At 48.4% G+C, this 24,125-nt stretch carries 17 protein-coding genes, 1 tRNA gene and 1 pseudogene; 6 read left to right on the forward strand and 13 right to left on the reverse strand.

From position 1 onward, the window contains the following. Positions 1–151 precede the first annotated feature (151 nt). Both ACO0K8_RS11595 and ACO0K8_RS11600 read right to left on the reverse strand, forming a co-directional pair. Positions 152–484 carry a hypothetical protein gene (locus ACO0K8_RS11595; RefSeq protein ID WP_422946814.1) on the reverse strand — a complete coding sequence of 111 codons (333 nt, stop codon included), beginning with the start codon at positions 482–484 and terminating at the stop codon, positions 152–154. A 17-nt stretch (positions 485–501) separates the two neighbouring features. Beyond that, complete coding sequence (locus tag ACO0K8_RS11600; protein ID WP_422946815.1) at positions 502–861, reverse strand: hypothetical protein; 360 nt, start codon at positions 859–861, stop codon at positions 502–504. Positions 862–1,454: 593 nt separating this feature from the next. Here ACO0K8_RS11600 and ACO0K8_RS11605 point away from each other — a divergent pair. Beyond that, positions 1,455–1,640 (forward strand): CsbD family protein, encoded by a 186-nt coding sequence (locus tag ACO0K8_RS11605; RefSeq protein WP_422946816.1) that lies wholly within the window; start codon positions 1,455–1,457, stop codon positions 1,638–1,640. A gap of 112 nt (positions 1,641–1,752) precedes the next feature. Here ACO0K8_RS11605 and ACO0K8_RS11610 read toward each other — a convergent pair. From ACO0K8_RS11610 to ACO0K8_RS11620, 3 genes and pseudogenes are all read right to left on the reverse strand, one after another. Continuing rightward, positions 1,753–1,929, reverse strand: a pseudogene (locus tag ACO0K8_RS11610) (transposase domain-containing protein); the annotation flags it as partial. Positions 1,930–2,530: 601 nt separating this feature from the next. Next, positions 2,531–3,277, reverse strand: coding sequence for a Crp/Fnr family transcriptional regulator (locus ACO0K8_RS11615; RefSeq protein ID WP_422946817.1), 747 nt, complete (start codon positions 3,275–3,277; stop codon positions 2,531–2,533). A 340-nt stretch (positions 3,278–3,617) separates the two neighbouring features. Continuing rightward, positions 3,618–4,277, reverse strand: a complete 660-nt coding sequence (locus ACO0K8_RS11620; RefSeq protein WP_422946818.1) for a diguanylate cyclase domain-containing protein — start codon at positions 4,275–4,277, stop codon at positions 3,618–3,620. Positions 4,278–4,422: 145 nt separating this feature from the next. On the opposite strand from ACO0K8_RS11620, the gene ACO0K8_RS11625 reads away from it, so the two are divergent. Beyond that, complete coding sequence (locus tag ACO0K8_RS11625) at positions 4,423–6,150, forward strand: sensor domain-containing diguanylate cyclase (RefSeq protein WP_422946819.1); 1,728 nt, start codon at positions 4,423–4,425, stop codon at positions 6,148–6,150. Positions 6,151–6,785: 635 nt separating this feature from the next. Here ACO0K8_RS11625 and ACO0K8_RS11630 read toward each other — a convergent pair. The 6 genes from ACO0K8_RS11630 to ACO0K8_RS11655 form a co-directional block, all read right to left on the reverse strand. Further along, positions 6,786–8,018: a tyrosine-type recombinase/integrase gene (locus tag ACO0K8_RS11630; RefSeq protein WP_422946820.1), complete on the reverse strand. Its 1,233-nt coding sequence runs from the start codon at positions 8,016–8,018 to the stop codon at positions 6,786–6,788. A gap of 165 nt (positions 8,019–8,183) precedes the next feature. Then, positions 8,184–8,268, reverse strand: a tRNA-Leu gene (locus ACO0K8_RS11635). Between the two features lie 62 nt (positions 8,269–8,330). Further along, positions 8,331–9,668, reverse strand: a complete 1,338-nt coding sequence (locus tag ACO0K8_RS11640; protein WP_422946821.1) for an extracellular solute-binding protein — start codon at positions 9,666–9,668, stop codon at positions 8,331–8,333. Between the two features lie 4 nt (positions 9,669–9,672). After that, a complete protein-coding gene (locus ACO0K8_RS11645; protein WP_422946822.1) occupies positions 9,673–12,429 on the reverse strand; it encodes a bifunctional diguanylate cyclase/phosphodiesterase in 2,757 nt (918 codons plus the stop codon). Between the two features lie 148 nt (positions 12,430–12,577). After that, a complete protein-coding gene (locus ACO0K8_RS11650; protein WP_422946823.1) occupies positions 12,578–14,296 on the reverse strand; it encodes an ArnT family glycosyltransferase in 1,719 nt (572 codons plus the stop codon). Between the two features lie 83 nt (positions 14,297–14,379). Further along, the gene (locus tag ACO0K8_RS11655; protein WP_126128773.1) at positions 14,380–14,646 is read right to left on the reverse strand and encodes a type B 50S ribosomal protein L31; all 267 of its coding nucleotides are present in this window, start codon (positions 14,644–14,646) and stop codon (positions 14,380–14,382) included. A 351-nt stretch (positions 14,647–14,997) separates the two neighbouring features. On the opposite strand from ACO0K8_RS11655, the gene ACO0K8_RS11660 reads away from it, so the two are divergent. Continuing rightward, positions 14,998–15,627: a trimeric intracellular cation channel family protein gene (locus tag ACO0K8_RS11660; RefSeq protein ID WP_422946824.1), complete on the forward strand. Its 630-nt coding sequence runs from the start codon at positions 14,998–15,000 to the stop codon at positions 15,625–15,627. A gap of 52 nt (positions 15,628–15,679) precedes the next feature. Here ACO0K8_RS11660 and ACO0K8_RS11665 read toward each other — a convergent pair whose 3' ends face one another. Next, the gene (locus ACO0K8_RS11665) at positions 15,680–16,333 is read right to left on the reverse strand and encodes a TetR family transcriptional regulator (protein ID WP_422946825.1); all 654 of its coding nucleotides are present in this window, start codon (positions 16,331–16,333) and stop codon (positions 15,680–15,682) included. 338 nt (positions 16,334–16,671) lie between these two features. On the opposite strand from ACO0K8_RS11665, the gene ACO0K8_RS11670 reads away from it, so the two are divergent. From ACO0K8_RS11670 to ACO0K8_RS11680, 3 genes are read left to right on the forward strand one after another with little or no spacing between them, the layout of a single operon-like run. After that, a complete protein-coding gene (locus tag ACO0K8_RS11670) occupies positions 16,672–17,985 on the forward strand; it encodes an efflux RND transporter periplasmic adaptor subunit (RefSeq protein ID WP_422946826.1) in 1,314 nt (437 codons plus the stop codon). A gap of 23 nt (positions 17,986–18,008) precedes the next feature. Continuing rightward, positions 18,009–21,164 (forward strand): efflux RND transporter permease subunit, encoded by a 3,156-nt coding sequence (locus ACO0K8_RS11675; protein ID WP_422946827.1) that lies wholly within the window; start codon positions 18,009–18,011, stop codon positions 21,162–21,164. Between the two features lie 2 nt (positions 21,165–21,166). Beyond that, complete coding sequence (locus ACO0K8_RS11680; protein WP_422946828.1) at positions 21,167–22,618, forward strand: efflux transporter outer membrane subunit; 1,452 nt, start codon at positions 21,167–21,169, stop codon at positions 22,616–22,618. Between the two features lie 94 nt (positions 22,619–22,712). Here ACO0K8_RS11680 and rho read toward each other — a convergent pair whose 3' ends face one another. Continuing rightward, on the reverse strand, positions 22,713–23,975 hold the full coding sequence (rho, locus tag ACO0K8_RS11685) for a transcription termination factor Rho (protein WP_126768767.1): 1,263 nt from the start codon (positions 23,973–23,975) through the stop codon (positions 22,713–22,715). Between the last annotated feature and the right edge of the window lie 150 nt (positions 23,976–24,125).

Here is a 24,125-nt window from a genome sequence, read left to right on the forward strand (position 1 = left end):
GCCGCTGTATAAAACAGCTTAAGCAAGCTAGTGCGGGGAGTTTGTTAAGTGAGTGTTGCGATGGCGATGCTATTGATAGCGTTGCCAGAGAGAAGCTGAATTAAAAATCGTCAATACACATCAGAGAGTGTGCGGAGGAGGGGGTTACTTTTTAAACGTGAGTCTTTCCAAATGAATGGTGGCACTCGAAGCACTGATAATTGTCTAAGACAGTGTCGTCGACTACTACACCAAGCTTGGTTCCTGTGACGCATCCGGCGGACCCGCCAAAGAGTGCGCCTAGCATGGCACCCGCAATGGTGCCTAACGCAGCACCGACGGGGCCAGCCACTAGTCCGACCGTCGCACCTATCTCAGCACCACCGAGTGCGCCAGCAGCTCCGGCCGCAGCACCTGCGACTGTGCCGACGGTACCACCGGTTTTCTTTCCGTAATTCTTTGTCTGTATATGAACTGATCCACATCGTGGGCATTTGATATCCATTTTTATGGCTCCTTCAATTAGATGTTTTTTGCTGATTGATGTGCGGAGTGGCGAAATAGGCTGCGCAATTTCCATATTCTGATTAATGTGATGAAAAACAGAATAAGCAAAGACAGTATCGCCAGATCCATATCGACCTCGACGTCACCGTTGTTGGCGATTACGCTATACGCCATAAAAGAAATGAGAAAGTAAATGCAGGCCTGTAAGTAACTCCTGGCGGATTTACTGGCGACCATTTTTGCAAGTAACGGCCGGGTTTTAAGCGAGTCATTTAACTCCTGCAGGTTCTTGGATGTGAGGATGGGGTAAAGCATCACAAGCACGAATGATCCGGTTGCTATGTTGATGCTCGTGAAGAAAGTATTTTGGTCCATGAATTTTCCTTTGCAATAAGATAAACACCATCAACCTGATCGTGTTTAAGTAATAGCGATTAGCTATTCTCACTACTAGGATATATGGCTGAAATTTTTTTGAATCGGCCAAACGTACGTCAGGTAGACGAACCCTAATTTGCCTTTTATCGATTTCCTATGGTTAATTTGTGTATTAGCATCAAATAAGCCACCGATTTGCATCACAAACCTGCCACCGGTTTGCATTTAATGCGGCCAGCGAATGGCAATTCAAAACAGCCACCAAGTTGCATCAAAAAACCAAACATTTACATTTGAAACCAGCATTCAATTGACGCGGCAAAGTAGCCACAAATTTCATTCAAATTGAAGATGACGTCCGATGGGCAACAGCAGACTGAATGCAGCCATTCACTTCCCGGCAATTTGGCGTTTTACATCTAAGATAACCGGTTCTGAGCACCTGAGCGGCCCACTCGGCAAAATCGTCGTGTGCAATCACATGGGATGGGTCGATCCATTGTGGGGTACCGTACAGATTGGCAGCAACGATTAGTTCATCCTTGAGATTCTACAGGGATGCCTGTCAATTTACATGAAGGAATATGACAATGAACAAAGATCAAGTTAAGGGAGTCGCAAAAGACATCGCTGGTAAAGTGCAAGAAGAGGCTGGAAAACTGGCTGGCAACAAAGAGCAACAAGTAAAAGGTCTCGGAAAACAGATTTCCGGAAAAGCCGAGAAAAGTTACGGTGATGCAAAGGAAATCCTCAAGGACGCGAATAAAATTTCTTGAAGCGTTATCGTTATATAAGATGGTCGCTAAAAGTGGCCATTTTTTTTGAATTGAATCCAGCCATGAAACGAGGCCATACCGTGGTAATCGGTGACTACACGCCGTCATCGTATCATCGCGTCGTTTGATGTAAATCCGAACGCAATGGATTGTCCGTAAACAGCGCCTTCCCCATTCTCGGCGTAAGTTCATGCACTTTAGAGGCGGGGTGTTGCCACACGCGCTGGAATACATTAACGAAATAATCGTAAGGATTGATGTCATGCAGACGGCAGGTGACAACGATGCTGTGACCAATCAGTTGATTTTGATAAAAACAGCCGCTTTTTGTCACAGAAGTTCAATAGTTAGTGAGAAAAAATGCAGAAGTTAGCGAGACTTGATTGAAAGTTGTTTCCGAATGATTGTATTGACGTCTGGTAAATTCCCACAGCATGTGAAAGGCCCTTAGAGCTAACAGATATATGCGTTAGCTTTCAGGGCGAATGAATGACACTAAGTGCTGGCACATCCTGCGGAAAAACCGATATTGAACTTTCTCACCAACTTCTAATTTTTCTTATTTACTTCTGATTTTTCACAGATGCTCAGCACAATGCCAATGTGCTTGGGACCCAACTAAGTCCAACAGAATAGCCAATTCTTGCGACTCATAGGTACCATTGCATAGCTGTCGTTCGATCGGGGATATTCGACGGGCCGTTTTGTGCCGCCAAGATTTACACTCTCGCCAGCATTACGGCTCGACGAGGACACATGAAATTCCCAAGTGTCAGCCTTCGTCTTAAGGGAATATTATGTAAAAATCAGAACGATGCCACCAAGCTACAACGGACATAAGCGATGTATCAGTATGAGAATGGGCGGTTGGGTAGCGCCTAGTAACCAACTCAGGCCGCTAGCTTAGGCGCGTACTGCGTTGGAAGCAATCGTTCGCACTCCAACTTGACCGCGCTGTAACACTCGCAAGCTTGCTCTTCGAGCTTTACTCGGTCGACTAAGGTAATGCTGCCTCGGACGCAGGTAACCATTCCATCTTTTTGAAGCGAACCTACAGTAAGCGTCACACTCTCTCTCCGAACGCCAAGCAAGTGCGACAGCTGCTCTTGGGTAATAACAACTTTGTCACTGTTAAGTCGATCCACCGTCATCAACATCCAGCGACTGAACCGTTGCTCCACCGAATGATGCTGATTGCACACGGCCATCTGCGATGTCTGACAAACCAACGCCTGGGTGTAGAGCAACGCGAGGTGCTGGAGCTGGCCTCCGAGCCCAAACTCTCTCTTCATCATCTTCCTGCTCAAGCGATAAGCCTGTCCCGCACTTTGCACCTCAGTGCTGGTGGGCAAGCTTTCGCCGCCCATATAAATGGAAATGCCAACCAAGCCCTCATTTCCAACCAATGCGATTTCGCTAGACGAACCATCTTCTAATGCGTATATCAACGAAACAATGCCTGATGTTGGGAAGTGCAAATAGTTCTCATGATCACCCGATTCCGACATCGTCCAGCCGCGCGGCATTTCTACCAGTTGCAAGTTGGGCAGAATTCTCGCGTAGTCTTCATCAGGCAGCGCGGCCAGAATTTGGTTTAGGCGGGGATCGGGTTTTACGTTATGCAGAAGTTTGCTCAAGATAACTTTCAAAAGAAATAGCACTGATTAGACGGCCAAGACGCATACTAACAGCATATTATTTAGCCTGCTGTCGCGTCGATTCAATTGCCGCGCAAACACTAATGGTCATTTCACTTGTCCTTCGAAATCTCGGCTATACATAGGGGCTTCACGCAAAGCTTGGCATAACGCCAATCTGCGGAAGTTCAAATGCGCCGACTGCGCATGTTCCAAATTTGGCCCCGACAGTCTCGAAGGCGGCCCCCCTAAAGCCACTCGTTGCAATGCTCGTTTGGTGGATTAACCGCGGCATTAGGTGGCGCTGAAGAACTGAATTTAATGCTCATATTTAGTTCAGTCAATGCGTAATCCTGCCGGTGTATCGCGAAAGTGGGGGAACAACCTCCGGTAGCTGCGGCGAGAAAAATTTTACTTGATTGCGACCGACGTTTTTTGCCAAATACATTGCTTGATCAGCATATTTCATGAGGACTTCAGATTGAGTCGCATCCTGTGGGCAAAGCGCTATCCCTATACTGCCTGAAATATGAATAAAATGATCGAAAATATGGAATGGCTTTGACAATTCAGTTAGGATTTTCTCGGCAACGAATTCGACGTACTTTGTATCGCCCAAATCTTGAAGGATGATGGTGAATTCGTCCCCACCCAAGCGGGCAACTGTATCGGTTTCGCGAGTGCACAAACGAAATCGAGCCGTCACAAGTCGCAACAATTGATCGCCCGCTTCATGACCAAACTGATCGTTCGCTTCCTTAAAATGATCAAGGTCGATAAATAGAAGAGCCGTGCATGCACCTATGCGCCTTGCATGCATGACCTCTTGCTCCAGCCGGTCGAGAAACAATCGTCGGTTATGGTTGAGCACATAATCGTTGTGCATCGCACGATTTTCTCTTTCAGGCAATATTGAAAATATCGACGTTGAAAGTGCGCCGTCTTTGCGCGTTTTTGCGCAGCCACTAACATCTGGCAAATCCAGGCCATGACTGGTCATTCGGCCACATCAATTACTTGCTCCTATGGTTCATCAGTGCATCTCCAACATTACTGTGCGACAGCGTACAGACACGATCGTTCGCTCCCTCCATCATGGGGCTCAACTTGACCGGCCGTGTGGCTCGGCTCCCGAAGGAACGTAAATGACCGCGCTCAAATTATCCAATTACATCAGCAAGAATATCGATTGCATCTTGGCCGAATGGGAAAAGTTCGCGATGGACATCATTCCCGTCAGTCTGAGCCCGGTGCAGGCGCGCGATCATGCTAAGGGCATGTTGCGGGCCATTGTCGCGGACATGGAGCAAAGGCAAACTCCGGATGAGCAGTCGGAAAAATCACAAGGTCTAGCCCCGGAGAAAGAGGAAGACAGTCAAGCCCAGTTGCACGGGTCTGAACGTCAAACAAGCGGCTTCAGCATGCCCGAGACAGTGTCAGAATTTCGGGCGTTGCGCGCAACCGTACTTCGCTTATGGAATGAATCCAGTGCCACCGCCATGCAAAGCGACCTCGACGGGATGATTCGATTCAACGAGGCCGTCGATAAGGCATTGGCCGAGTCGGTGGTGCGATTCGCAGTCGACAAGGAAGCTATTGCCCATCGCTTGGAGAGCGATTTGAAGCGTGCGACGACGATTTCCGACACCATCATCGAGTGCGCGCCCGGGGGCTTCTTCATGATCGACGAGGAGTCCAGGCTGGTGCGCTGGAACGAGCACTTTCGCAAGGAAACCGGCCTGTCGGAAGAACAATTGCGCGGCCAATCGATCTTGAGTTGCATCCATGAGCAGGATCGACCGCTGGCCGCAGCCAAGTTTCTGACGGCCTTTGCCACGGGCTATACCAGCATGGAAATTCGTGTGTCGACTGCTGATCGGGGGATACGGCTCTACCTCAAGACGGCGCGGCGCCTCGAGGTCGATGGCGTGCCTTATGTGGCCAGTTTTGGCATCGATGTCACGGAACGCAAGCAGGCGGAGGAGGCGCTCGCGAATGAGAAGAATTTTTTCGACGCCATGGTCGAAAGTACGCCGGGTGCTTTCTACGTCATTGATGCACAAGGCAACTACCGCCGCTGGAACAACCAACTGAACCGCCTGACCGGGCTAACGGACCGTGAACTCCATGCCCGGACCTGGTTGCTAACCATTCTTCTGGAGGACCGGACGCGCGCGGCGGCGATCATGAAAGAAGCCATCGCCGACGGTTATGCACAGGCAGAGTTGCAGATGCTCACCCATGACCAAGGCGCTCGGTACTATTTCATCAGTTTTCGGCGCTTCGTGGTGGGCGATGAGGCCTATCTGGTCGGGGCAGGCGTGGACAACACGGATCGGCGTGCGACGATGAAAGTGCTGGAACACCAGGCGCAAACCGATCCGCTGACGCAAGTCGCCAATCGCAGCCGATTCGTCGAGATAGCCAATCAAGAGCTGGCACGCTGTCGCCGTTATGGTCACCCGGCTTCGCTATGGATGATCGATATCGATCACTTCAAGGCCGTGAACGACACCTACGGCCACCATGGCGGAGATGTCGCCTTGCAGTCGCTGGTGGCGACGAGTCGGCAAATGCTGAGGGACTGGGACATCGTGGGTCGCATGGGCGGCGAAGAGTTTGCCGTGCTGCTGCCGGAAACGGACGCCAAGCAGTCGCTTGATGTGGCCGAGCGTCTGCGGCAGGCCGTCGCCGCTACCGAGATACCCTTGGAGGGTGGCGCGGTGGTGCGCCTGACCATTTCCACCGGGGTTGCCACGGCGAACGACAGCGACACCACGGTCGATACGCTGTTGGAGCGGGCAGACAAAGCGCTCTACGCGGCCAAGAACAGCGGGCGCGACAAGGTTTGCGAGGCCCCCGCTACGCTATGACTGATCGTATTGGAAAAGAAAAATCATTGGCTGGTTGGGGTAGGCGACATTCGAAGACCAAAAGTGGATGTCGGCTTCCGCGCCAAACGAGCCTGTCAGGTTTCGGGTAAGTTGCCACACAAGCGCGCTTTATTTTATGAAGTAAATTTGGTGTGAAATGAGTGGCTACGTTGAGATGCCCAAACATGGTTGGTTAATGTGCAAACCAGTGGCAGGTTTGTCGTGTAAATCGATGGCTTATTTGACACAAATACACATAATTTCGAGCTTGGCACCTTCAAGGGTGGTTGCTCACAAGCGCATAGGCTTGCCAAATTTTCGTTGCCAAAGGTAGTAATGGAACTGAGCTAGGGCGTAAGGATGAAGGTGAATGTGACGACATATTCTCAGCGATCGGTATATCTGCACGTAAAAAGCCGGTAGATGGCACGTCGATTTAATTCGTAAGTGTGGACTGCGAAGACTGGGTGTGTAACTTCTGAGTAAGATAGTGAAGGCGTTATCCGTACACTCCCAGTTTGAAATATCCTTGAATCTCGCGTTCTTAAAATGCAATGCAACTTAATATTAAAATTATCAATCTACCAGGGGCAGATTTGAAGTGAAATGAATTTTGACCGATGATGAAAGGTAATTCATGTCCGTATAGAGTGAGTGCCAACGTCCATACGCAGTTTATCTAGGTAGTCTGACCAACGTTGCATCATTTCACGGCGTGCAGGTAAGTGGGCCGTTCGATTGTAGGCGCGGCCATTTGGATCTTTAACAGCATGTGCCAATTGATGCTCTATCAGATCGACTCGTTCGCCAAGCACTTCATCTAAGATCGTACGCGCCATTGCTCGAAATCCATGCGCAGTCATCGTCTCTTTTGCGTAGCCCATCGCTCGCAAGGCTGCGTTGACCGTGTTTTCGCTCATGCATCGTTCGTTTGTTCTTATGCTTGGGAATACATATTTGCCATGTCCAGACATGGCAAATACTCCGCGTAGAATATCTACTGCCTGAGTCGATAACGGAACCAGATGGTCAACTTTCATTTTCATTTTTTCGCCGGGAATCCTCCATTCTGCGGCTTCAAGGTCAATCTCTGACCATTGTGCTGACCGTAACTCACCTGGTCGTACAAAGAAGAGGGCGGATAGTTTCAATGCTGCCAGCGCGTAAGGATGTCCTGTATAGCTAAATATTGAACGCATTAATTCTCCGGACTGTTTAGGTTCGGTAATCGATGCATAGTTGGTCTTGATTGAGATTGTCAAAGCGCCTTTTAGGTCTGTAGTGACATCGCGTTCTATTAATCCGATCGCAACCGCATATCGTAGAACTTGTCCGCATATTTGCTTTACACGATGTGCGGAATCAATGGCACCTCTTGCCTCCATTTTTTGCACAGTCGCAAGGACGTCGGTTGGTTTGATCGCCGATACTGGCATGTTGCCGATGAATGGGAACACGTCTTTCTTCAGCCAGTTGGTTACTTTTTCTTGGGTTGTCACTGCTCGGGTCGCGACTGTCTTTTCTAGCCATGTTAATGCAACGGCTTCAAAAGTGTGCGTAGCTGCAATCGCCTTCGCCTGCTTAGCGTCTCGTTTGAACTGCCCTGGGTCGATACCATCCGCTAGTAGTTTGCGGGCGACTGCACGTTTTGCTCTGGCTTCAAGGAGGGATATTTCCGGGTAGGCTCCGAAGGTTAAGCGGTTTTGTTTGCCATTTTCCTGGCGGTATGACATGCGCCAGATTTTGGAACCTGATGTTGTAACCTCAAGATACATACCTCCGCCGTCAGCTAAGGTATAGGGCTTATCCCCTTTAGGTTTGGCAGTCTTTACTTGGGTGTCAGTGAGTGGTTTTGAGAGCTTTGGCATTTTGCATCCATGCTGTTTTGAGGTTTGCATCCATGGATGAAAGTATGGATGCAAAACTGTTGGATGGCAATGGACGCTAAAAGACGGCATAAAACAAAAAACCCGCGTTCTCATAGTGAGTAACACGGGCTTTTGGACTGCTTTGTACTTCTTTGTATAACCTGTTGGTGCCGAGAGCCGGAATCGAACCGGCACGCCTTTCAGCGCGGGATTTTGAGTCCCGTGCGTCTACCTATTCCGCCATCTCGGCAACGCATACGAGTATTATGACAGGGCTGGCGAATTATTGCAATAGTCACCCTTAAGCATGGCTCAAACTCGCTTCTTAAAGCGACCTGATGCTTGCATTACTAGCAGAATTTTTTCTTGTGCTTGCTCTAATGCCTGAGTTGCCGTGATTTTTCCTGCTACAGCATCGTGCAGTAAACTGCCAAGAATTTCTTCATTGATAATCGACCACTCGGGAATGGCAGGGCGCCAATTCGGATTGGCATACTCTATCTGCTTGGCCAGGACTGCGTACTCGGGAAATATTTTTTGCAGCTCAGGGTCACGTAAAGTACTACTGCGAACCGGGATGCCGCCAATTCTTGCGAAAATTTTTTCTTGGGCGCGATTGGTTAATATTGACAGTAATTCTAAAGATTTATCTATCGATGGGGAATTTTTTGGTACGGCAATGGCAAAGCCGCCAGTTTCTGACGAATGGATTGTTCCTTTAGGGTGAAGTGCATAACTGACCTTGTCGTGCACCACAGACTTGACCGTGTCGTTGGCAATATTAAAAATAAACGAAGAGTCGAGATACATTGCTGCGTTTCCGGTAATAAATGCATTACCAACGTCTGCATAATTGTTCTTGAGTATGCCACCTTTAGTCGTGATGTGAATTGCTTTTAATACGTCGATTGCTTTAATTCCGGCCGGACTATTGACCGTCACTTGCCAATTTTTGTCGAACACAGCACCGCCATAGGCGTTGAAATGCAGCAACCAGGCATGTGTTATTTGATGCCCGCGGGCACCTCTGCTGGATAAGGGAATAAGCTCAGGTTCGTGTTGCCGTATGAGTGGCAATAATGCGAGTAACTCATCGTAATTGAGTGGGGCTTTCCAATTATGTTTTTGAAAAATATCGCTGCGATAGCCGAAGATGCTGGTGTCCGTACCTAGCGGTAGCGCGTATAAATTTGCCTGCGGCCCATCTAAGTAACCTCGCTCGCCGCCAACTTTGCCCGCGACCGTTAGATAGGCCGGAACAAAATCGCTGATTGCGTCTATCTTCAATCTGCCATTTTTTTGCGCTACATCGAGATTGCTTAATAAGCTTAATGCAACGTATTCAGTTTTCCAGGAGGTAAGTATGAAAATAAGATCGTATTTACCCTGATTTTTTTGTAATTCAATAAGTTGAATATTCCGCATTTCCAAATAGGGAAGTACGTCTATCTCTATGGAAATGCCGGATTTGACACTTAGCTTGATGAGAAAGTGTTTGATTATTTCAAAGTAGGGGATAGCGGGTAGCATTACCCGTATCACTGTTTTTTTCGGTGTGGCGTCGGCGAATGCCGCTAGGCTAGTGATTAGAGGTGCGCACGCCAGCGCTTGAGCAAATCGCAGCAGTTGACGCCGGTTGTTTTGTGTCATATGCCTATCCAAGAGTTGGAAGTGCGAGCGTTTCGTGGGCGAGCATAGCGTCGTTAAGAAGTTGATTTATGCTTGTTGCGGGAAGGGCATTCGAGCGTAGCCAACCCTGATACAGATCGCAGCCCATTCGACCTAATGAAACTAACTGTGCCTCAGTTTCTACACCCTCGGCGATCACTTGCATTCCAAAATCATGACCAAGCGTTGAAATCGCTTTGACGATCGCCATATCTTTGTGATTCTCGGTATGTCCTTGCACGAAGCGCTGGTCAATTTTTATCCGTTGAACCGGAAAATCTCTTAAATAAGTAAGCGACGCGTAACCAGTGCCAAAATCGTCGATGCTGACACCTACGCCAAAAGCGTGTAATTGCTCCAGACTCGTCCTGGCAACCTCGGTATCGTGCATGATCATGGTTTCCGTGACTTCAATTTCTAGTCGCTGCGGGGGAATGCCTGCTCGGCGTATGGTTTTAATGACGAAATCGACAAATCCGACTTGGAAAAATTGCAGGCTAGATACGTTGACTCCAACGATAAAGTCTTCCGGCATATCCCATGTAGAGATGGTGTTACAGACGTCTGTGAGGACTTGATTGCCGATTTGTATAATTAAGCCAGATTCTTCTGCTGTGTCGATAAACTCTTTTGCAGAAAGCATGCCGCGTCTAGGGTGATTCCAACGCAATAAACTCTCGACTCCGCACAACAGGCCAGTATCGACGCGGTATTGCGGCTGATAATATGGAATAAACAGAGAGTTTTCGATAGCGCTGCGCAACTCTATCTCTAGTTTAGTTTTATTTTCTAAGGCTTCGGCAATCGCACTGGAAAACATCGTGTATTTATTTTTACCTTTTTCTTTGCTGTGATACATCGCGATGTCAGCCTGTTTCATCAGGATGTCGGCATTTTGCTTGCCATTTTCTGCCAGTGCGATACCTATGCTAGTGGTTAGGTAATAGGTGTGGAGGCCGATGACCATAGGAGCGCTGACTAGGGCAAGTATTCTCTCTGCGATAAGTTTAAGATCGACTTCTGAAGTTAGTTCTTCCACCAAGATAACGAATTCATCGCCCCCCAGGCGGGCGATGAAATCTCGACTTTTTACAGCGCTACGAAGACGTTTACCTATCTCGGTCAATACCTGATCCCCGATATCGTGCCCTGCTGAGTCATTGATGAATTTAAATCTGTCCAGATCCAAAAAAATCAGTGCGAGTTGATTGCCATCCTTTATGGAGGTCAATATTGCTTGTTCGGTAGCTATCCTTAGACTTGCGCGGTTAGCTAGGCCGGTGAGCGAATCCTGATAAGCCAAATGCTTAATTTTTTGTTCCGCTTGGTATTTTTCAGTGACATCCATAGCAATCACGCGCAAGGTGAAACTGGCTTCGGTGATGCTAGAGTCGACAATTAAATTTAGCCAGGTGGGTGTGTTTTTTCGAACTTTTATAATAAGGTGAGTATGCAGAGATGCATCACATGCCCGTGTAATTAGTGAATTGAAGGCGAGGCGATACTGTTCATCTATATGCTCAAGTATCTGTGTTATATCGAAATTTGTTGTAGTCGTAGGCATTTCAAAAAGAGCACGAATATTCCCGGAAAGTTCGCTAATTTCGCCTAGTGGACCAATCTGAAAACTGCCCATTTTGGCAAGTCTTTGCGTTTCCAGCAAAGAATCTTCACTGATGTGCAGAGCTTTCGTCATTTCTTTGGCGATACTAAGGGCTATTTTCCCAGTGTGTATCGTGACATAGACAAAGCCAGAGGCAAACATTGTCAGTAGTAAACCTATTAACGCAATTAACCAAATCACGCGGTTGTCACTAACACCATTCACCATTTGCATTTCATATCGAATCGCCCATTTTTTTCCTGGTACTGATAATGGCAATTCGAGCTGAGACGATTCCAAAAATAATCGAGGGTTTTGCTTTTTAACGACTAAAAATTTTAATGGAATGATGAGCGCTTCATCCTTAACACCGCTACCTATGAGTTCGACTCGAGAGATTGATAAGCTTGGAGAGTCGAGTAAGCCGTTGATCAGTTTATCGATAGAAATTACAGTCGAAAAAGTACCCTCGAAAGCAATTTTTCTCTGTATCTCATTGCGTATTGGGAGGTGAGTTTCATACACAGGGGTTGAGAGGATGATATTGTTTCCTCTTAATATGGGATGTGAGTCTTTAATTAAAAAGGACAGAGTTTGAGCGCTTTCTTTCATACGCTTACTACCAACTGGAAACCATTTCTCCAGATTCAAGCCCTGAATTTTTTGCAACAACTGTCTTGGCTCCAGATAAAGAGCGACTAGTGCATCTTGATGTTCTTGTTTGTCTTGAATTACAAAATCTGGATAGCCTCGCACATCCACGGTGGTGTCGGTCTTAACCATGCTTTCAAATTCCCTCATATCGTCGAACTTGACCCTTCTTGAAAATAACTTGGCTATCAGCCAGGGTTTATTTTCTATTTTTGCGAAGGAGTGGAACGCATAGCGATTGAAGTTTGGGGATATGTGATACAGACTGACGAAAGAATCGAGCTGAGAAACCTCGTGGTCTAACTCATTTTGTATCGTCGCATGGTGTTCTAAGATTGTCTGCTGCTGCTGACGTTGCAGATCCTCTTTCGATACTTGCAAGGAGAGCCAGCATAGCCAGGCTGTGATCGATAAAAACACTGCTGCAGTGAGTGCTGCAGCCGGAACCGCTTTCATATTGAAAAAGGGAGTCGCCTTAATCTGATTCATGTTGCGGGGTCGGATGCACTAAGAAAGGTAAAAAATTTAAAATAAGCAAATGTTGACAAATAATATAATATTCGCGTTAATCGTCAATTAAGCGATCGTTAATTTACTTTAAATTAAGCGATCGTTAATTTACTTTAAATTAAGAAATCTATTTTTTTCGATATAACAAAAAAAGTTCATCTTTGTCTGCTGTGCGGCGACCCGACCAAAGTAATTGCCAACTTTCCTGAAGATTGCCATCGGTGGCAACCAGAGCTTTGAGTTGTGATGGCGTGTTATTTTGTAATAAGAGAACATCGCAGGCCTGATCTGAGAAGACAGCAAATTTTAGTTTTCCGAAATAGGCGAAGGAGGCGCGCTGGGAAGGGCCTACGTCGCTCTCTATACATTTATAAGTGGTGTTTAACTTTTCTGAAATTTGTTGCGCCACATGAATGTAGCTAATCCTTTGATTGATTAAAGGAAGAAATAGCGTCATCGGTAGTAGCCAGCATAAAATCGCACCACCACCCGAAAGGACCACTGCGCGCCACAAAACCGAAGGTTGACGGGAAATTCGCCAATACACCAAACGACACCAGGCAATGCTAGCAAACAGTGCAATCAAGAAACTGATGACGCCAAATTGGGCATGGTAGTCGGGTGCCCAGCTGATGACTTTCTTAGCCATTCCCAGAGGCCAGCCGGTTTGTTGTGCAATCCAGTATAACCAAACGGTAGTTGCGACACCTGTCAGTATCATCACCGCGAACCAGTCTACTGCATTGATCGCACTGCGTTTCATTGTCGGCAAGCCGAACGCTGCGAGTATGGCTAGAGGGGGCAGCATAGGCAGTAATATGCCTTCTTCCGGATTGTTGTTGATGACCGCGAGCAAGGCGAAGCAGAATAAAAACGTGATTGGCAATAAAATATGCAGCGCGCGTTCCTGTTTGCGCCATGCGTAGACTGCCCATGCTGCAAACGGCCAGGCCGGCCAGGCAAACCAGATGCTGTATTTGAAAAAATAGCTCACGCTTGCGAGTGTCGGTAAGCCAATTTGGCGGTAGTTCCAAACCATCCATGCCGGATAAGGCGAGCTGTCATAGGGGCGTAATGCCAGGATCGCAAGCAACCAACTGGCCGCGATGAGTATCCCAGTTGGGGCAACGATACTGATTAGTAGGCGATACTGTTTTTGCTGATGATAAAAACTCATTGCTAGCAAACTAAAAAATAAGGTAACAGGAAGAACCCAACCACGGGTGAGTACCATCAAGCCTAGTATCAAGCCTAATTTAAGGGCGGTCTTTTTTGTTGCCGCGTCAAATAGTCTGGCACTGAGGTAGAGCGCATAGGCCACTAATGAAATTTGTAAGGTTTCTGCGCTAGTTTCATGGCTACGTACCAAAAGACCGAGGCTGCCGAGATAAATCAGTAAAGCGCCATCGGCTAAAGTTCTGCCAAAATCTTTCGGTTCTGGTTGACCGCCAAAGGCAAGCTTGAGCGGTTGTGCCTCGGTTCTTCTACCGAGTAAATACGTGGTGTACCAGACTGAAAGTGCGCCCAGCATGAAAAACAGTCCAGTCGATAGACGTGCTGCCATAGGGGCACCGAAAATCCAGCCAAATAATTTAATGCAAATTGCGCCTAGCCAAAATGCGAGTGGACCTTTTTCTGGCATTGGCAAGCCAACAATATGTGGCCATAGCCAATCCTGGATGCCGCCATTGGCCATTGTCCACATAATCCCAAAGCTGGAGGCGTCATCGCCCTTCCAAGGGTCACGGCCTATCAATCCTGGCAAAATATAGAGTAGACATAGGGAGAAAATAACCCAGCGTGGCAGGGCATTAGTCGCGGCGGCAGGAAGGCGGACAGGCTTCATATCTCTCGATGGCGTAGTGTCTGATTAGATTAAAAAAAAGGCAGCTAGGGCTGCCTTTTTTTTTACAACAATTGCAATATCGCTTATTCAACAACTGAGGTTTTAGAACCAACAGTACCGAATTTTTTGCGGAATTTATCAACGCGACCAGCGGTATCAACAATTTTATGCTTACCAGTGTAGAAAGGATGGGATTCTGCAGAAACCTCAATCTTCACTAGTGGATATTCTTTACCTTCGAATTCCATTTTGTCACGTGTGTTGATAGTCGAACGTGTGACGAATTTGAAATCGTTAGAAACATCGTGGAACAAAACTTCACGATAATTTGGGTGTATGCCGTCTTTCATGCTTGCCTCTGAAAAATATGGGTAGCCAATACGCACTTCGTCGGTCGCCTTGCTTCTTGACCCGATTGAGTATCACTTGCCTAGGTTAAAATTGGTATCAACTTGATGCCAAGCTGCTGATTATACAATGAAAACACAGTTTTTATCCATCCTAAGTGAAGGACTTGACCTGAGTTTTCTTAATGTAGTCTGCCGTGGCACTTTGGTCTGCGAAATATGCACTATAAATCGATGTGGCGGCCGTCTTATTGCGGCTGTTTGGATATTTTTAATTATCTATTTTGCATATTTTATGTTTTACGCTTTAAAATTCCGCTGAAAATTGTAGCTAACCTCGACTATGGATTAGAAATGAAAGCTTTGCATTTGGAAATGAGTACAGTTTTGCAGGCGGTAGAGGTGGCGGGTGTGATCGCTTTTGCCTGTTCCGGATTTATTGAGGCGCGTCAAAAAAAAATGGATGCGGTTGGCGTATTTACCGTCGCCTTTATTACTGCGTTTGGTGGTGGTACTTTGAGGGATTTGTTGCTTGATAGACGACCGCTATTTTGGGTGGAGCATCAACAATATCCAATTTTTATTTTTATAATGGCGCTGATCGCTATCCCTTTTTCGCGCCATTTGCAGCACGCGTTTGCTGAAAAGGCGATTAATTATGCCGATGCTTTGGGCTTGGGCTTGTTCAGTGTTACCGGTGCCTCCTTGGCCGCGGATGCCCAGATGCCTATGTTTGTCTGTGTCATGATGGGGGTGATTACCGGAATTTTTGGTGGCGTCTTGCGTGATGTTATTTGCAATGAAATCCCCTTGGTGTTTAAACGCGGTCAACTGTACGCGACTTGCTCTTTTGTCGGCTGCTGGACGTATTTGTTGATGGAGAAAATGCATGCGACGGAGTCGGCAGCTTTGCTGGCTGGTATTGCAGTATGTTTTTTTCTGCGCGCGCTGGCATTGCGCTTTCACTGGCGGTTGCCGGTTTAGCCTTTAACGACTAATGTTGCCGCTTATCTGTTAATAGGCGGACTTGTTATCGCTAAGGTGGCAATTGGGAATAACACTTTTTTAATGGCGGACGGGCAACTAAGCCAGCCAAAAATATATCCATCATTTCTTCGGCATGTTGTTCCAGGTTGTAAGCATTGGTATCGACCAACCATTCATGTATGAGTCCGATTACGTAGGCGTGAATCGCTTGCATGGCGATTTGGGTATTGGTTGCGGTAGGTAGGACGCCTTGGGTGACCGCTACTTGTAAGATGACCTCCATCTGGGACAGGCATTCTGCTCGCTTCTCCTGCTCCAGTACAAAAAAAGCCATTTCTTCCGTTTTTTCGCAACGATGGAAAATGATATCGAACACTTTACGCTGTCTTTTATCGGTAGCGATCTGTTTGAGCAAGTGCACCATCATCTGACGTAATGCGTCAATAGGGTCCTTATCCGGTGCGTTGGCGATTTCATTGAGCAGGGAGTCCATCGGTAGGAAGGCGCGGTCGCACATGGCTTGAAATAGGGCCGTTTTATCTTTAAAGTGCCAATAAATGGCGCCGCGTGTCATGCCTGCAGCGCAGGCAACTTCATTGAGCGTGGTGCGCGTTACGCCTTTTTCGCTGAAGACCTGCTCCGCTGCGTCGAGAAGGGCGGAGTAGGTCTCCTGCGCTTCTTCCTTGGTTTTTCTGACCATCATGTGTTTCCTTTCGCGACCTTGATAAATTTATCTCTGCGCGCTTTTTACTAACTGGCCCTGGCAGCGCGTGCATGGTAGAGGCTTCTTCATGATTGCTAAAGTACATCGGCCTGGAGCGCACTATCCATGCGGGTTCCCAGCCAGTATGCTTTGAAAGCCGCATGGGTATTGCGCACTGAGCCTGCCGGTTTAATAATTCTGGTTTGCTCAAAGCGTATTTTTCTTCGCTTCAAAAAAGTTTTTCAAAAAGAGGTTATACTCGCTTCTTTACAAACATTCGTGAATGTATATTGTAGCATAATCCTTGTTTTCCGCTTCTACCTACAGAAAATATCTCTATGAGCTCTTCTAATAACACCCTCTCTGCGCGACTACGTCATCCTTTTAGCATTCATGCTTCGACGTATGAATCTTCGACCGTCAAAGCCTTGCGTCTGGCTGCAATTAGTCTGCCTTTGCTAGCACTGGCGGCATGTGGCAAGCAAGATGGCGCTGCCAATGCTGCGGGTAATATGCCTCCGCCTGAAGTGAATGTGGTGACCGTGCAGGCGAAAAATCTGGCGGTCAATTTTGAGTATGCAGGACAAACTTCCGGTTCCCGCGAGACCGAAGTGAGGGCACGTATTTCTGGTATTCTGGAAAACCGCCTGTATGAAGAAGGTTCACGCGTGAAGGCCGGTACGGTGTTGTTTCAGATCGACCCGGGTACCTACCAGACCCAACTTGCCTCGGCAGAAGCAGCGGCCGGCGTAAGCGAAGCGAAACTGAATCAGGCGAAACGCGAACTCGCGCGCCTGACACCGCTGGCGGCTGATAAAGCCATCAGCCAGAAAGAATTTGATGATGCAAAATCTAGTTTTGAAGCTGCTGATGCTGCCTTGCGCCAAGTGCGCGCCCAAGTCAACGAAGCCAGGCTTAACCTGGGATATACCAAGGTAGTCGCACCGATTTCAGGTGTGACCGGGATTGCCGCCAAATCGAACGGTAGCTTACTGACCCCGTCAGATAGTTTGCTCACTACTATCGTCCAGACTGATCCTGTGTATGTGAACTTTAGTATTCCGGAAGCGGATTTTTTAAAAGTAAGTAGTGAATTGGGCAGTGGGAAAATAGCCCTGCCAAGTAAACGCGCTAGTAACGGCAGCTTGGGCTTTGATATTAAAGTCAAGTTAGCCGATGGAAGCTTGTTTCCAACCGCTGGAAAAATGAATTTTGTCAGCGAGAAAGTTAACCCAGCTACCGGTGGGTTTGATGCACGGGCTGAAATTGCCAATCCTGAAGGGACTTTGCGTCCAGGCCAATTTGTCCGTGTCTCGCTCAATGGGGCGACCCGTACTGGCGCGACGGCGGTACCACAACGAGCTGTAATAGACGGACCTATGGGCAAGATGGTGTTCATGGTAACTCCTGACAATAAACTCGCGCCAAGGCCAGTAGAGTTAGATGGTTGGAGTAATGGTGAGTGGATAGTCACCAAGGGCTTGCAAAATGGGGATCGCGTGTTGGTCGATGGCGTGATTAAGGCGCATACGCCGGGCATGACGGTGACACCAGTGGCACTGGCTGCTAAAGATGCCGCTGGTCCTGCATCGGCAGTTGCTCCAGCAGTTTCGCCCGCCAAACCAGCCGCCAGTACACCCGCTGCACACTAAGCTAAGGCCTTAAGGAATAGACTATGTTTTCAAAATTTTTCATTAACCGGCCTATCTTCGCGACAGTCTTGTCGTTGATTATTGTGCTGGCTGGCTTGGCCGCCTTGCGCGTCCTGCCAATTTCACGCTATCCGGAAATCGCTCCTCCGGTGGTCAACGTCACCGCGATTTATCCAGGCGCCTCTGCCGAAGTGGTGGAACGTACCGTTGCTGCACCGATTGAAGAGCAAATCAATGGTGTCGAACACATGCTGTACATGGATTCGGTCTCGTCGGCTGATGGCCGTGTCTCGATTAATGTCACCTTCGAGGTTGGCACCAATCTTGATATCGCCGCCGTTAACGTGAACAATCGGGTACGCCAGGCTGATGCCAAGTTGCCGCAGGAAGTGCGACGTCAAGGTGTTACGGTCTCAAAAAGCTCGTCGAATTTTTTGGTGGTGGCAGCTTTGTACTCGCCTGACAATCGTTATGACGCACTTTTCCTGTCCAATTACGCGACTCAAAACGTACTTGATGCATTGAAACGAGTGCCGGGTACGACCAATGTCCAGATTTTTGGTGCTAAAGATTATGCGATGCGCATTTGGATGCGGCCAGACCGCATGGCGCAATTAGGTGTCACGGTCGCCGATATTTCAAATGCGATTACCGAACAAAATGCCCAATACGCTGCTGGTAAAGTTGGTGCTCCACCGAATAATTCGGAAGAACTGACTATGACAGTGACCGCGAAGGGGCGCTTGCTGGAACCGGCTGAATTTGCCAATATCATCGTCAGAAGTGCAAAGGGCGGTGCCGCTATACGGATAAAAGATGTAGCGCGTGTGGAATTGGGCTCTAAAGATTACAACCTGTATGGGCGCGTCAATGGACATCCGTCCGCCAACATTGGGGTGTTCTTGCAAACCGGTGCGAATGCGCTCGATACCCGTAAGGCAGTTGAGCAAACTTTACAGACTTTGAAAGCGAAGTTTCCTGAAGGGATGGAGTATTCCACTCCTTACGATACGACTCCGTTCGTGACCGAGTCGATTGCTGAGGTCTTGAAGACTCTGGGAGAAGCGATGGTGTTGGTGTTCATCGTGGTGTACCTGTTTCTGCAAAGCTGGCGCGCCACGATTATTCCAACTCTGGCAGTGCCGGTCTCTTTAATCGGTACGATGGCGGGCTTGCATCTACTCGGCTATAGCATCAATACCCTGACACTGTTTGGTATGGTGCTCGCGATCGGGATCGTGGTCGATGACGCTATCGTGGTGCTCGAGAACGTCGAGCGTTTAATGAACGAAGAGGGTATGACGCCGAAAGATGCAGCAATAGAGGCGATGCATGAAGTGACAGGACCGGTGATTGCGATTGTGCTGGTATTGGTGGCAGCCTTTGGCCCGATTGCCTTCCTCGGTGGTTTAGCGGGTGAGCTGTATCGTCAGTTTTCGGTCACGATTTCGATCGCAGTGGTGTTGTCAGGTTTGGTTGCTTTGACACTGACACCCGCCTTGTGTGCGCTGTTGCTTAAGCCCGGCGCGGAAAATCATAATCGTTTCTTTACCTGGTTTAATGGCGCTTTCCTGCGTCTGACTAAGCACTATACCAATGGCGTGACTTTCTTCTTGAAACGTGCCGTACTGGGTATTGCTGTCTTTGCCGGCATGATCGTTATCACTGGTCTGCTCTGGAAAAATGTACCCGGAGGCTTGGTGCCAGACGAAGATCAGGGATATTTCATTGGTGCGGCCATCATGCCAGAAGGTGCGTCACTGGATCGCACCAATAATATGGTGCGTCAGGTTGAAGACGTAATGAAGACGAATAAGAATATCGACACGACTTTCTCTTTGGTCGGACTTGATTTTCTTGGCGGTGGTGGCTTGAAGTCCTCGGCTGCGACCATGTTCTTTCCGCTGAAGCCTTGGGAGGAACGCACTCAGTCGGCGCAGCAGATGGTGGGCGAAAGCTATATGAAAACCGGTCGTATCAAGGAAGGTATGCCTTTATTCTTTAGCCCACCTGCCATACAAGGTTTGGGGCAAACCGGCGGCTTTGAATTCTATTTGCAAAACATGGGCGAGGGCGGAGTAAAACGTCTGGCTGAATTGTTGCCGAAATTAATCGCAGAAGCAAATAAGCAGCCCGAATTGGCCGGCGTGAAAACTCTGTGGCAAGCTAATTCACCGCAAATTTATGTCGACGTCGATAATGAAAAAGCGCGCGCCATGGGTGTGGCCCTGTCCGATATTTACAATACGCTGGCGGCCACCATGGGCAGTTATTACGTCAATGATTTTAATAAAAATGGCCGTATTTACACCGTGCAGTTGCAGGCCGAAGGCCAGTATCGCGCCAAGCCAGATGATATTGGAAGCATGTATGTGCGTTCTGCCGCGGGGCAGATGATACCTATGCGCGCCTTTACCGCGGTCAAGTATATTTCCGGTCCGGATTCGGTGCAGCGCTTCAATGCATTGCCATCGATTAAATTATTGGGCGAGGCCAAGCCAGGTTTTAGTTCTGGGCAGGCGATCGCTGCCATGGAACGTGCCGCCAAATCTGTTTTACCTACTGATGTTGTGTATGACTGGGGTGGTGCATCGTTCCAGGAAAAACGCAGTAGCAATGCGGCAGGGCTGGCATTGGGAGCGGGGGTTCTGATGATTTTCCTGATCCTGGCAGCGCAATACGAAAAATGGTCGTTGCCGTTCTCGGTGTTGTTGGCGATGCCTTTTGGTATCTTTGGGGCCTTGCTGGCGGTGTATCTGCGTCACTTCAATAACGACGTGTATTTTCAGATTGGTCTTGTGACCTTGCTAGGCTTGTCGGCAAAAAATGCGATTTTGATCGTCGAGTTTGCCGTCATGAAAGTACATGAAGGTTATGCACCGGTTGCTGCAGTACTGGAAGCTGCGCGCTTGCGCTTCAGGCCGATACTAATGACTTCGCTGGCCTTCATTCTTGGTGTCGTGCCGTTGGCGTTCTCGCACGGCGCAGGCGCTGCGGCACGGCAGTCGCTCGGTACCGGTGTCTTGGGTGGCATGCTGGCCGCCACTTTCCTGGCGATTTTCTTTGTCCCCTTGTTTTTTAAATTGATCAACGACAAGCGCCTTAAAACTACCGAGCAGGATTTTGATCATCCTGTACATATTTTGCACAACGCGCCAGTTGTCACTGGAAAGGAATAGTCATGCTCAGAACTACATTCACAATGAGTATTCTCGCAGCGAGTCTGGCTTTGGCTGGCTGCAGTTCGGTAGGTCCAGATTACCAGCGGCCGGTACTAGAAACACCGTCTAACTTTAATGCTGCAATTGGATCAGTCCAGTCCAAGGCCGCCAGTCCGGTCGACTTGCTGGCTTGGTGGAAAAGCTTGCAAGATCCAGTACTGAACAGCTTGCTGGAAGAAGCTGCGGCACATAATCAGGATCTTGCCTTGGCTGCTGCACGCATACAAGAGGCGCAGGCTACCGCGACCGGGACCAATTCTAGTCGTTACCCGGTTGTTGATGCCACCCTGAGTGGCAGTAAAAGCCGTACCAGCGAAAATGCCGGGAAATTGGGCTTAGGAGCTAACCCTGTCGCCAAAGATTTTCAGCTTGGTTTGAATGCCTCGTATGAAGTTGATTTCTGGGGCAAACTGGCGCGCGCCGATGAAGCTGCGAGAGCACGCTTGTTGGCACAAGAAGCCAACCGTGGCCTGGTACAAAGTACTTTGTACGCGAATCTGGCGCAAACTTATTTTGCCTTGCGGGCCTATGATGGCCAAGTAGCGCTGGCTGAAGCGAGTTTGAGTACCAGGCAGGAAAATCTGCGTTTGCAGAAAAAACGATACGCAGCAGGATCTATCGGTGAACTTGATTTACATTTGGCAGAGTCAGAAATGGCTGCTGCAGAAATCGTAACGGCACAGGCAAAACAGACGCTGTCCAATACCGAGTCTGCTCTTAGCGTGCTACTGGGGCGTTCTCCTAATGCGATTGCCAATCCCGTTTTAGCGCGGGGTAGCAGTATAGGCGACTTGTATCAGCATGTGAATTTGCCTGTGGATATATCATCCGATTTGCTGAATCGCCGTCCTGATATCATCTCCGCCGAACAAGCGCTGGTGGCCGCCAATGCGGACGTCGGTCAGGCTAAGGCGCTGTATTTTCCTAGCGTTAAGTTGACTACGGGTATCGGTGGTGAGTCTCGTGTATTCCGCGATTTGCTCGATCCAGCGTCTCTGTTGTGGAATGTCGGTGCCAATCTGGTGCAGCCTATCTTTCGAGCAGGGGCGATCGGCGCAGTAGTATCGGGGGCCGAGGCGCGCAAGGATCAGGCGCTGGCGCAATATCTGCAAGCGGTGCAGGGCGCATTTCGCGATGTGCATGACGCCTTGAATAACGCAACGGCCAACGAAAACGTTTATCTTGCCAGCAATCGCAGAGTGCTAGCTTTGAAAGACTCTTTGCGTCTGGCAGATTTACGCTACAAAAATGGTTACAGCAGTTATCTCGAAGTCCTAAATGCGCAGCGTGATTTGCAGCAAACCGAGACTAGTTTGGTTGAGACTCAGCGTGCGCATTTATCGGCCTTGGCTAGTTTGTATAAAGCGCTTGGCGGTGGTTGGGATCGGTCGAATCGTTTTGCAGCCAAATAACTAAGGCAATAAAAAACCCGCTAGCTTGGAAAAGCTAGCGGGTTTTTTTATTGCTGATAGCGATGTATCGTTATCAGTCTAAACTTTGAAGGGCTTAGCCTCCGCGACGCATCATTTCAAAAAACTCTGCGTTGTTTTTAGTCGCTTTCATCTTGTCGAGGATGAATTCCATCGCTTCGATTTCGTCCATGCTATACAGCAGCTTGCGCAAGATCCAAATTTTTTGCAGTTGATCAGGCTTGATCAGTAACTCTTCGCGACGGGTGCCTGACTTGTTCAGATTGATCGCAGGGTAAACGCGTTTCTCTGCCAAGCGACGCTCAAGGTGTACTTCCATATTGCCGGTACCCTTGAACTCTTCAAAAATCACGTCATCCATGCGGCTACCGGTTTCGATCAAAGCGGTTGCAATGATGGTCAGTGATCCACCTTCTTCGATGTTACGAGCGGCGCCGAAGAAACGTTTTGGACGTTGCAGTGCGTTAGCGTCAACACCACCGGTCAATACCTTGCCGGAAGCAGGGATGACGGTATTGTAAGCGCGTGCCAGACGGGTGATTGAGTCCAGCAAAATTACCACGTCTTTCTTCATTTCGACCAGACGTTTAGCTTTTTCCAGCACCATTTCAGCCACTTGCACGTGCCGCGTTGCAGGCTCATCAAAGGTCGATGCCACCACTTCACCACGCACCGAACGCTGCATTTCGGTCACTTCTTCAGGACGTTCGTCAATTAGCAAAACAATCAGCGTGATATCCGGATGGTTGGCGGTAATTGCGTGGGCGATGTGTTGCAGAATAACGGATTTACCAGATTTTGGTGAAGCCACTAGTAAGCCACGTTGGCCTTTACCGATCGGGGCTATCAAATCGATGATACGACCGGTGATGTTTTCTTGCCCGTTCATTTCACGCTCTAAGCGTAAGGGAACGTTAGGGTGCAGAGGTGTTAAATTCTCAAACAGAATTCTGTGTTTCGATGCTTCAGGTGATTCACCGTTGACCTTGTCTACTTTCACCAGGGCAAAATAACGCTCACCATCTTTTGGTGTACGTACTTCTCCCTCGATCGAGTCACCAGTATGCAGATTAAAGCGGCGAATTTGCGAAGGCGAGATATAGATGTCGTCGGTCGATGCCATATAACTTGCATCTGGCGAGCGCAGAAAGCCAAAGCCATCCGGCAAAACTTCCAGTGCTCCATCGCCAAAAATTTGCTCGCCTGATTTGGCGCGTTTCTTAAGGATTGCGAACATCAGTTCTTGTTTGCGCATCCGTGCGGCATTGTCGATATCTAAGCCTACGGCCATTTCTAGCAAGGCTGAGACGTGTAACGCCTTTAATTCTGATAAGTGCATGGTGAGTGTCCCGAGATGGGATATGTAGGTGGGGGAGTGAGAAGAAGTGAACTACAGTGTGATGTTTTTAACTGCGCCCAGTGTATCGTCAGGGCAGTTTTCTAAAAAATAGAGTGTCTTTAATATTTGCACTGCTTTTCAAGCGACGTA

It is taken from the genome of Undibacterium sp. Ren11W (genome assembly GCF_049340485.1).
Classification (GTDB): Bacteria; Pseudomonadota; Gammaproteobacteria; order Burkholderiales; family Burkholderiaceae_D; genus Undibacterium.